Genomic DNA, 9,464 nt, shown 5'->3' with positions numbered 1-9,464 from the left:
AGTTGGTAATATCAGGATTCTTTTGTGAATATTTGCCATCAGGCAAAATCGCAGGATTATAGGTTACACTTTTCACCTCATTGTTTGACGCGACATAATTCCCAAGCCCGCCCCCTAAAGAGTTTCCTCCAACGTATTTAATGTCATATTTTTTACTCATTTTCTTGTAGGCTTTATCCGCTGCTTTTAGTTGATCATCCGGAATATTTCCAGGAAGCGTGGCATCGGTAATAATATCCCGACCACCGTCTTTTTGACCTTGTGTTCCTTGGAAAATCATGCCGACTTCACCCGTTTTCGTATTTTCGACAATCATGTAATCTAGTCCGGATTTCGTGTTATACACACCTTCTTTAACCAAGTACGCTCTTTTTTCTCCGTTTATATCTATATATTGTCTTTCATGTGGCTCTTCGTAGACCACTCTCCCACTTAGTTCTATAATATCCAGATCAGATGTTTTCAACTTTTCTGCTGTCAGCAATTCAACCTCCCCTTTCTCTATTTTTGAATATCTTCAACACTGATATTTTCACCATCAGGAAGTCCCACCCGGTCAACAATAAAGTTTTTATAAATATCTATCGTATAAACAGCTTTCGGCAGTCCAACTTCTTTTTTTAAGTCTTCGGCAATTTTATCCGCCTTTTCTTGTTTGGGTAGTCCGTCACTTTTGCTATAAAATTGAAGAGCAACATGTACGTTTTTAAAATTTTCATCTTCCTTAAGAAATAGCTCGCGTATCTCGGTCGGATTGATTTCAGGATTACTTATATAAGCATTGTAGGCATCATCAAAAGCAATACTTGTCGGAATAAAATAATACGAGTGTTGATACCCTGATGCTTGTGTCTTATCTATAGTTTCTTGGTTCAAACCTTGTAAATTATACTTTTCCGCTTCTTTTTCGGCAAATAAATCCAATCTTTTAAATTCTGCCTCATAAGCTTTTGCATACAAGCCACTTACAATTGCGGACTCAACTACACCATCTTCCGAGCGAACAAAATCCGGTGGATCAAGTTTCTTTTTCTGCATATCAAGCCCGACAATCACAGAAGTATGGAACTCTATCGGGTCTTCTGCTTCGACCATGACAACCGCCGCATCTCTTGCAGGTACAACATTATTCACTTTAACATCAGTTTTATATGTATCTTTCATATATGCGATGGCTCGCTTTTTAATTTCTGCTTCGTTCTTTTCGACAATTTCTTTAGACTTGTCGCCATCAACGAAAATAAATCCTTGTCCTTTATACTCCGCAACAGGTGTTGTCCCGTCGTCTATTTTCTTTTCTTTTTCATCTGACTGCCCCATAAATGAACAACCTCCTAGTAAAATTGATAAACCAATAATGGAAATCGCTATTTTTTTCCCGTTCATGGTTACACCCCTTTTCTCTATTTATATAAAAAAACACCTCTTATAGTATACAACAAGAAACTCTCTTTTAAAATTAAAACCCCCAATTTTGTCGGTCTTGCTCTTCTCCCACACTAGCCGTTCTTGTGTTTGTAGCGTTATAACAACCTCCATCTCACGTACGCTTTTGCCATAAGGTCGCGCAATTCAGGCAGGGCATTCTAATTGAAACTCATCTCCAGTTTATGTATTTTTCTTACAATTTTAATAGAGCATGTTACTTTTTTATTGTTTGTGTAGATTTTATGAATTTTTTAGAAAAAAAGACATAAAAAAAGAGGAACTTTGTTGCGATCCCCAGGAGTTAGATTTTTAGTCTAACTTTTGGGGATTCGCTCACGCAGCTACTCTTTTTCACTCTAAAAATGATGGAAACTTTCAACTGGCATCACAAACACTGTCGCCCCGCCAACTTGGACTTCAATTGGGTAAGGGACATAGGTGTCAACCGTTACGCCGAGTGAGGCAGATGGTGTCATCATTTGTTCGCGCGCCTTGCAATTTTCGCGGATAATATCGAGTGCATCGTCCACACGGTCGTCTTCCACACCGATGATGAACGTCGTATTCCCCGCTTTCAAAAAGCCACCTGTTGTCGCAAGCTTTGTTGCACCAAAATTATCTTTCATCAAAGCATCAGACAGACGATTGCTATCCTGGTCTTGAACAATAGCGAAAATTAATTTCATTTTTTTCATCTCCTTCAAAGAGCTTTTTTTAATTATAGCAAAAATATCCGCCTAGACTCATTTTTTTGCTTTCCTCGCCTAGTGAATACCTCACACGCAGTGTCAGTTTAGCCGTTTTAAAATATGCGCGATAATTTCATCTGTAATCTCTTCTGGCGTGCGATTTGCGTCAATTCGAATGATGCGTTCTGGAAACATCGCGATAATTTCTTCATAGCCTTTTTGAACCTTATCGTGGAAGCTAATATCTTCCTTGTCAAGCCGATTAATTTCGCGCCCGCGACTTGCCGCAATCCGTTCTAACCCTGTCGCCGCATCTACGTCCAAATAAAAAGTCATGTCAGGTAACGTTTCGCCAACTGCGAACAAATTGATACTAAGTACTTCTTGTATACCTATACCACGTCCGGCGCCTTGGTAAGCAAGCGAGCTATCAATAAACCGGTCACAAAGCACCGTTTTTCCCGCCTGAAGTGCTGGTCGAATTTTTTCAACAACATGCTGGCGTCTAGCACCTGCGATAAGAAGTGCCTCCGTCCGCGAATCCATTTCCTCATTCCCAATTCCAAGCACAATTTCCCGAACCTTTTCGGAAATCGGACTGCCGCCCGGCTCACGCGTTTTGATAAAGTCAATGCCCGCAAGTCGCATTTTTTCTTCTAATAAACGCATCGTTGTCGTCTTTCCCGAACCGTCCGGCCCTTCAAGCGTAATAAATAACCCCATCGTTTCCTCTCCTTCAAGCAAGTCTCTTTTCGATTATATCATAAATACACTGCAATTTTGCCGTCTTTTAAGTGCTCTCCTCCGTGGAAATGTACGCCAGATGTGGCTTTCAAAAAAGCAATGTGCGCTTCCGTCAGTTTTTCTCCGCGAAGGACGAAAGGAATCCCAGGCGGATACACCGAAATGTTTTCTGCGGCGACGGCATGCACCGCTTCGTCTAATGCCACAAGAACGCTATCCAGTTCGGCCATTTCCGTATAGGATAGTGCCAGCTCTGAAAGTTTTGGCGTGGCAAATTCAATTGGCCTCGTTTCCCCTTTTGGCGCCTTGATTGCCCGCAATTCCCTAGTTGGTGCAAACTGCGTTCCGCTCCGTGTGAGCGGCAAAATCAGCAGCATTTGGCGGTCGTCCGCCAGTTCAGGATAGTAGTCGTGCGCCTCAAAATGCCGTGCAATTTCGTGTCCTGAATACCCGTTTTTCCGAACGACCAGCTTTAACGGATCGTCTGGGAGCAAAACGGTGAAGCCTGCATCTTCCAAGTAGTCGACCCATTTGGCGCGCATTTTCCAAAAAGCTTGAAAATCATCGTCCGAATACATGGCCATGAAGCGGCGCGCCAAATCAAGCGAAGCCATCACAAGGTAGGAAGGGCTGCTTGTTTGCACGATTTGGAGGTAGTGGCGAATGCGTGCGAGCCGCGCGGAATCCGAATTAATATGTAGGAAAGCGCCCATTGTCATCGCCGGGAGTGTCTTATGCGCCGACTGCACGACCGCGTCCGCCCCGCATCTAAGCGCATCACGCGGAAAAGCATCACTTGCAGCAAAATGCGCCCCGTGCGCCTCGTCAACCAAAACGAGCGCCCCAAAATGATGAATCACTTGTGCCACACGCGCCAAATCAAACGTCGTACCGTAGTAGCTCGGATACGTCAAAACGGCTGCCACAATGTCCGGATACTCGCGAAACGCCTGTTCAAGTGTCGCCACGTCTACGCCATTTGAAACGCCAGTCAAAACATCTTTTTTTGTGTTTAAAAAAACAGGCCGAGCTCCCGCAAGTTCCAAAGCATGCACGACCGACTTATGCGCATCACGAGTCACTAAAACGCGCTCACCGCGGCGAACTGCAGCAAGTATCATCGCTAAGTTCCCACTGGTGGAGCCGCCAACTAGAAAAAAACTCTTGCTTGCGCCGTACGCCGAACTTAATAACGCTTCCGCTTCCCGAATTGCTCCTTCCGGGTGGTGCAAATCGTCTAATCCGCTTATTTCCGTCAAATCATATTTCAGCATGTCTTGCCATTTAAGTTCAGACAAAATGCCATTTTTATGACCCGGCACGTGAAACGAAAGTGGATTTTGACGTACATGTTCTTCCATTTTTGAAAATAACGGAACCTCTTCCTGACTAGCCATTTCGACGCCTCCTTTTCCAATCATTATTGTAGCATTTTTATAAACAGAATGCTTCTTGTTAAGCGTTTACATAAAAAACATATTATAATAGAGTTTAACAAGACGGGCAAAGGGAAATTTTTAACTGTAGGAAAATTTGGAGGAGGTTTTTTTCATGAAAAAAATTATCAATAGCACGGATCAAGTTGTCGAGCAAATGGTAGAAGGCCTTGTGAAAGCGCATCCAGATTTAATCGAACGTGTTCCAGATACGCGGGTTATCGCGAGAAAGGACAAGCGACCTAACAAAGTCGGCCTTGTGAGTGGCGGCGGTTCGGGCCATGAACCTGCGCATGCGGGTTATGTTGGGCAAGGTATGCTTTCTGCGGCCGTTTGCGGCGATGTTTTCACTTCCCCAACACCTGACCAAATTCATGAAGGCATTAAAGCGGCCGATCAAGGAAAAGGCGTGCTCTTAATTGTTAAAAACTATACGGGCGATGTAATGAATTTTGACATGGCGAAAGAACTTGCCGAAATGGACGATATCGAAGTGGATCAAATTATTATTGACGATGATATTTCTGTAGAAGATAGCACCTTCACGACTGGACGGCGCGGCGTAGCTGGAACCGTGTTCGTGCATAAAATTGTCGGGGCGGCGGCGGAAGCTGGGGCGAGTTTGCAGGAACTAAAAGCGCTTGGTGAAAAAGTGGTGAAAGCGACTAAGACGATTGGCGTAGCCTTGACACCTTGTACAGTTCCAGAGGTTGGGCATCCTGGTTTTGAGCTTTCCGACGATGAAATCGAACTAGGCATTGGCATTCATGGTGAGCCTGGTTTTAGCCGCGAAAAAATTATGTCGTCAAAAGAGCTCGCGAAACAGCTTTTTGACCGCATTAATAAGGAGCATCATTTCATATCGGGAGATAAGGTCGTCGTGCTTGTGAACGGGATGGGCGGAACGCCACTAATGGAACAATACATTTTCACAAACGATGTCCATGAACTTTTAAGCGACGCGCATGTCACTGTTGAAAAAACTTTTGTTGGCGACTACATGACTTCGCTTGAGATGGCGGGGTTATCGCTTACGATTTTAAAACTAGAAGATGAAAAATGGGTGGATATGCTGAATCTGCCTGTCCAAACAATCGCATGGAAATGAGGAGGGCTTACGATGACTTATGATAAAAACTGGGCAATGAATTGGCTAACTGATTTTTCGGACCAAATCATTGGAAATAAGCAACTTTTAAGCGACTTGGACCAGTCAATCGGTGACGGCGACCACGGCATCAATATGGCGCGCGGACTGACAGAACTGAAAAACGCTTTTGCAAAAAAGCCTCCAGAAACTTTAAAAGACGTCTTCAAAACAACCGCGATGACACTACTCAGCAAAGTAGGCGGCGCATCTGGCCCACTGTACGGCTCCGCCTTTCTAAATATTAGCAAAGCCGTTGACGCTGACACCCTCACCGAAGAACAGCTCATAGATGCGCTCGAAGCGGGCTTAGACGGCATTAAAAACCGCGGAAAATCACAAGCTGGGGAGAAAACAATGATTGATGTTTGGGAGCCCGTTATCCGCGTCATGCGACAAGGTGAATTTTCAAATGACGCGATTCAGACGGCCCTAGAAAAAACAAAAGACATGAAAGCCACAAAAGGTCGCGCCTCGTACCTAGGGGAGCGTTCCATTGGGCATCTCGATCCCGGTGCGTATTCGTCCGCCATACTATTTGCATCCCTTTTAAAAAGCGAGGAGGTAACTAAATGAAGAAGCCTTACGGAATTGTGATTATTTCGCACTCGGCCGATGTTGCAAAAGGTGTATTTGATATTGCAAGCCAAGTGGCGCATGACGTTTGCATCACCTATGCCGGCGGAACGGATGACGGCGGTATCGGCACGAGTTTTGATAAAGTAAATGACGCTTTCGAACAAAATGAAGCCGATAAAGTGTACGCGTTTTACGACCTCGGCAGCGCAAAAATGAATATTGAAACGGTCAGCGAACTTTCAGACAAAGAAATCATTTTATTTGATGCTCCCCTTTTGGAAGGCGTCTATGCTACGGCCGCACAAATCCAAATTGACGAAAAGCCAGACGTCATTTCTAAAAACTTAAAATCGATTGAAATGAAATAAGGCGAGGAGGAGATAACATGACCAAGTCGTTTTCTGACCAAATCCAGCTAAATAATGGCGTTTTAATGCCCAAGCACGGGTTTGGTGTTTACAAGATTACCGACGAATTTGAATTGCGGAACTCCCTCGAAGCCGCGGCGAAGGCCGATTACCGCCTTTTTGACACTGCGGCTTTCTACCAAAATGAGCAGTTTATGGGTGATTTCTTTCATTCTTCGGGGTTAAAAAGGGAGGACTTCTTTGTTACGACGAAAGTGTGGAACACCGATCAGGGCTACGATGAGACGCTGAAAGCTTTTGAAGCGTCCCGGAAAAAGTTGCGGCTCGACCAAATCGATTTATATTTAGTGCACTGGCCCAAACAAGAAACCTTTTTCGAAACTTGGAAGGCGCTTGAAAAGCTCTATGATGAAGGTTTTGTTCGCGCAATTGGCGTTTCTAATTTTGAGGCGCACCATCTTGACCGCCTCCTCACCAAAGCCAATGTTCTGCCGGCTGTCGACCAACTCGAAACCCACCCTTACTTCCCGAATAAGTTGCTGCATCATTACTTAGATGAGTTACATATAGCGCATCAGGCCTTCAGCCCGCTCGGAAGAGGCCAAGTTTTAAAAGACGGCGAGCTTAAAAAAATTGGCAAGCGGTACAATAAGACGCCCGCCCAAGTCGTCTTACGTTGGCACCTTCAAAATGACAACGCCATCATTCCAAAGTCCGAACACCCTAATCGAATTCGCGAGAACGCGGACATTTATGACTTTGCTTTAACCCGTGAAGAAATGATTATTATTAACAAATTAAACCGCGGCGAACGTGTGAGTAGCGCGCCCGATGTTGTTTATGTCCGTACGGAAAAGCCGTTTGGGCTATGATAGTACCCCTGAAGATTATATGAAAAAAATCGAGAAATCATTCCTAACACTGGAAATGTTTCTCGATTTTTTACACTAAAACTTGTTTTGTCAATCCGCTTGTATTCTAATTTCTTTGCGTTTTCCGGAATCTACAATAAAGTTTTCGTCTCGAAGGATTTCTAAAATTTTTCTCATGGTGACGTAACTAATCCCTAAGTAGTTCGTTAATATGGTTAAAGTAAACTGTTTTGGCAAAACCACACTAAGCTCACTTGAGCCGCCAAACTCTTTGGCTAAATCGGTTAACATCTGTTTGCTGCGTTCGTACGGCTTTGCCTGAAAGTTACTATAATTTCTCATCAGCACTTGGTTTAAGTCCTTGTTAATTAGATAGCAATACAGCCACCCTTCTTGGAGTCCCATTAATAATTCAAGAACCTCTACTTTTGGAAATTCGATTAATTCCACTTTTCCAATGTTTAAAGTCACAAGTTCCGAGTCTTCACTAAATAAAATAGATTCAAGGCCTATAAAACGATTTTCTCCGCGAAAGTATAACAAATTCCCGTCTTTTCGTGCCGCCACAATGCCACTTAAAATAAAGTAAACTTTTGTATTCTCTGTTTTTGAAAGCAAAACTCGGCTTCGATCAATACGGATTTTTTTCATAGATCCTTGTAAGTTTGACGTTAACAATTCTTTTAATTGCAGTTCATTAAAGTAATCATACACTTCTTTTTTTGTGTATAACCCCATCATCAACTCATGCATTTATTTCACTCCTTTTTTTGCTTCCCCCCTTAAACTCTCCTAGTTTAAATGATTTTATAGACGAATCATACACCTAAATTTCACAAATACAGGCACATTATTGAACTTTTTGTGACAATTGGGTTTAAACTTGTATTATTTTACATATTTTTTAAATGAAAAAGGCTGCAGATTTTATTCATCTACAACCTTTAAGCATACTTTATTTTTTCCCGCTGACGCCACGATGTCTTGCCTCTTTAAAGAGGTAAAAATATTTGGCGCCCGCCTTTTTTGCTTCATATTCTAAACGCTCATTATAGTTGAAACTTTTGCGCAAGATAACTTTTTGTTTATGCCATTCTTCTTGCGTCGCTTCAATTAAATCCATCAAATACGCATCATATTCTTTGTGCAGTTTCCCCATTTTCTTTCTTTTTTTTCTACCGTGCTGAACGCTTCTTGATTCCATATTCGTCACCTCAAATTTCGTTAAACTTCTCGGCGTCCCTCTAATGCTTTTGATAACGTGACTTCATCAGCATATTCTAAATCGCCACCAACAGGAAGACCGTGCGCAATCCGCGTCACTTTAATGCCACTTGGTTTAACAAGCCGTGATATGTACATCGCGGTTGCTTCCCCTTCGACATTTGGATTTGTCGCTAAAATAAGCTCCGTCACTTCTTCGTTTTGTAGGCGCTTCAGGAGGTCAGGAATGTTGATATCTTCAGGGCCAACTCCGTCCATAGGCGAAATTGTTCCGTGTAAGACGTGATACTGGCCATGGTAGTCGCGCATTTTTTCCATTGCAATGACATCACGTGGCTCTTCCACGACGCAAATCACGCTTTTATCCCGAGAGTGATCTTTACAAATATAGCACGGATCGGTGTCCGTAATATGCCCACAAACCGAGCAAAAACTCAGGTTTCGTTTGGCGTCAACGAGTGCTTTGGCAAAGCTGAGCACGTCATCTTCTTTCATATCTAGCACGTAAAAAGCAAGGCGTGCAGCCGATTTTGGCCCAATGCCTGGTAATTTCATGAAACTATCAATTAGCTTCGTTATCGGCTCAGGATAATGCATCTTCATCGCTCACTTTCAAAAAAGCAGGCAGAACGTCAAACATTCTGCCGCCTAATCTCTTATAATCCAGGAATATTCATTCCTTGTGTGAATTTGCCCATTTTTTGAGCAGTCGTATCTTCCACTTGTTTCAGCGCATCATTTGTCGCCGCTAATACAAGGTCTTGTAGCATTTCCACGTCTTCTGGATCCACCACTTCTTCTTTAATGACAATATCTAGCACTTGGCGTTTGCCGCTCATTTTGACAGCGACCATTTCCCCACCAGCCGTGCCAGTGAATTCCATTTCTTCTAATTCCGCTTGGGCTTTCGCCATATCCTTTTGCATTTTTTGCATTTGTTTCATCATACCTTGCATATTTCCCATTCCACGCATAAA

Annotated in this window: 12 protein-coding genes and 1 pseudogene; 4 read left to right on the top strand and 9 right to left on the bottom strand. The window is 43.2% G+C overall.

The features are described from left to right. The 5 genes and pseudogenes from CFS60_RS07690 to CFS60_RS07670 form a co-directional block, all read right to left on the bottom strand. Positions 1-484 (bottom strand): annotated as a pseudogene (locus tag CFS60_RS07690) (SA1320 family protein); the annotation flags it as partial. 17 nt (positions 485-501) lie between these two features. Beyond that, entirely contained in the window at positions 502-1,386 is an 885-nt protein-coding gene (locus CFS60_RS07685; protein ID WP_088815977.1) for a DUF1672 family protein, read from the bottom strand. A gap of 398 nt (positions 1,387-1,784) precedes the next feature. Next, the gene (locus tag CFS60_RS07680; protein WP_088810179.1) at positions 1,785-2,114 is read right to left on the bottom strand and encodes a cyclic-di-AMP receptor; all 330 of its coding nucleotides are present in this window, start codon (positions 2,112-2,114) and stop codon (positions 1,785-1,787) included. Positions 2,115-2,216: 102 nt separating this feature from the next. After that, positions 2,217-2,840: a dTMP kinase gene (tmk, locus tag CFS60_RS07675; RefSeq protein ID WP_088815978.1), complete on the bottom strand. Its 624-nt coding sequence runs from the start codon at positions 2,838-2,840 to the stop codon at positions 2,217-2,219. 38 nt (positions 2,841-2,878) lie between these two features. Then, on the bottom strand, positions 2,879-4,258 hold the full coding sequence (locus CFS60_RS07670) for an aminotransferase class I/II-fold pyridoxal phosphate-dependent enzyme (protein ID WP_088825747.1): 1,380 nt from the start codon (positions 4,256-4,258) through the stop codon (positions 2,879-2,881). A gap of 154 nt (positions 4,259-4,412) precedes the next feature. Here CFS60_RS07670 and dhaK point away from each other — a divergent pair, with 154 nt between their 5' ends. Genes dhaK through CFS60_RS07650 form a run of 4 tightly spaced genes read left to right on the top strand, consistent with a single transcriptional unit; the run spans position 4,413 to position 7,263 of the window. Further along, positions 4,413-5,405, top strand: a complete 993-nt coding sequence (gene dhaK, locus CFS60_RS07665; protein WP_088815979.1) for a dihydroxyacetone kinase subunit DhaK — start codon at positions 4,413-4,415, stop codon at positions 5,403-5,405. A gap of 12 nt (positions 5,406-5,417) precedes the next feature. Continuing rightward, positions 5,418-6,020 carry a dihydroxyacetone kinase subunit DhaL gene (dhaL, locus tag CFS60_RS07660; protein ID WP_088810175.1) on the top strand — a complete coding sequence of 201 codons (603 nt, stop codon included), beginning with the start codon at positions 5,418-5,420 and terminating at the stop codon, positions 6,018-6,020. After that, complete coding sequence (gene dhaM, locus CFS60_RS07655) at positions 6,017-6,391, top strand: dihydroxyacetone kinase phosphoryl donor subunit DhaM (RefSeq protein WP_088810174.1); 375 nt, start codon at positions 6,017-6,019, stop codon at positions 6,389-6,391. The genes dhaL and dhaM overlap by 4 nt, the downstream gene beginning before the upstream one ends. A 17-nt stretch (positions 6,392-6,408) precedes the next feature. Then, positions 6,409-7,263 (top strand): aldo/keto reductase, encoded by an 855-nt coding sequence (locus tag CFS60_RS07650; RefSeq protein ID WP_088825749.1) that lies wholly within the window; start codon positions 6,409-6,411, stop codon positions 7,261-7,263. A gap of 90 nt (positions 7,264-7,353) precedes the next feature. Here CFS60_RS07650 and CFS60_RS07645 read toward each other — a convergent pair whose 3' ends face one another. From CFS60_RS07645 to CFS60_RS07630, 4 genes are all read right to left on the bottom strand, one after another. Then, positions 7,354-8,016 (bottom strand): Crp/Fnr family transcriptional regulator, encoded by a 663-nt coding sequence (locus CFS60_RS07645; RefSeq protein WP_088810172.1) that lies wholly within the window; start codon positions 8,014-8,016, stop codon positions 7,354-7,356. A 202-nt stretch (positions 8,017-8,218) separates the two neighbouring features. Continuing rightward, positions 8,219-8,467, bottom strand: coding sequence for a YaaL family protein (locus tag CFS60_RS07640; protein ID WP_088810171.1), 249 nt, complete (start codon positions 8,465-8,467; stop codon positions 8,219-8,221). A gap of 20 nt (positions 8,468-8,487) precedes the next feature. Continuing rightward, entirely contained in the window at positions 8,488-9,084 is a 597-nt protein-coding gene (recR, locus tag CFS60_RS07635) for a recombination mediator RecR (protein WP_088839045.1), read from the bottom strand. Positions 9,085-9,143: 59 nt separating this feature from the next. Further along, a complete protein-coding gene (locus tag CFS60_RS07630; protein ID WP_088810169.1) occupies positions 9,144-9,461 on the bottom strand; it encodes a YbaB/EbfC family nucleoid-associated protein in 318 nt (105 codons plus the stop codon). Positions 9,462-9,464: the final 3 nt, after the last annotated feature.

The sequence above is a fragment of the Listeria sp. ILCC792 genome, from assembly GCF_900186135.1.
GTDB lineage: Bacteria > Bacillota > Bacilli > Lactobacillales > Listeriaceae > Listeria > Listeria goaensis.
Note: the sequence above shows the minus strand (reverse complement) of the source record. Positions and strands in the feature narration are given on the sequence as shown.

Excerpts from the sequence above, each read along its gene's own strand:
- dhaL (WP_088810175.1), top strand. The coding sequence starts at position 5,418 with ATGACTTATGATAAAAACTGGGCAATGAATTGGCTAACTGATTTTTCG.
- CFS60_RS07680 (WP_088810179.1), bottom strand. The coding sequence starts at position 2,114 with ATGAAATTAATTTTCGCTATTGTTCAAGACCAGGATAGCAATCGTCTG.
- CFS60_RS07630 (WP_088810169.1), bottom strand. The coding sequence starts at position 9,461 with ATGCGTGGAATGGGAAATATGCAAGGTATGATGAAACAAATGCAAAAA.
- dhaM (WP_088810174.1), top strand. The coding sequence starts at position 6,017 with ATGAAGAAGCCTTACGGAATTGTGATTATTTCGCACTCGGCCGATGTT.
- CFS60_RS07645 (WP_088810172.1), bottom strand. The coding sequence starts at position 8,016 with ATGCATGAGTTGATGATGGGGTTATACACAAAAAAAGAAGTGTATGAT.
- CFS60_RS07650 (WP_088825749.1), top strand. The coding sequence starts at position 6,409 with ATGACCAAGTCGTTTTCTGACCAAATCCAGCTAAATAATGGCGTTTTA.
- dhaK (WP_088815979.1), top strand. The coding sequence starts at position 4,413 with ATGAAAAAAATTATCAATAGCACGGATCAAGTTGTCGAGCAAATGGTA.
- tmk (WP_088815978.1), bottom strand. The coding sequence starts at position 2,840 with ATGGGGTTATTTATTACGCTTGAAGGGCCGGACGGTTCGGGAAAGACG.
- recR (WP_088839045.1), bottom strand. The coding sequence starts at position 9,084 with ATGCATTATCCTGAGCCGATAACGAAGCTAATTGATAGTTTCATGAAA.
- CFS60_RS07640 (WP_088810171.1), bottom strand. The coding sequence starts at position 8,467 with ATGGAATCAAGAAGCGTTCAGCACGGTAGAAAAAAAAGAAAGAAAATG.
- CFS60_RS07685 (WP_088815977.1), bottom strand. The coding sequence starts at position 1,386 with ATGAACGGGAAAAAAATAGCGATTTCCATTATTGGTTTATCAATTTTA.
- CFS60_RS07670 (WP_088825747.1), bottom strand. The coding sequence starts at position 4,258 with ATGGCTAGTCAGGAAGAGGTTCCGTTATTTTCAAAAATGGAAGAACAT.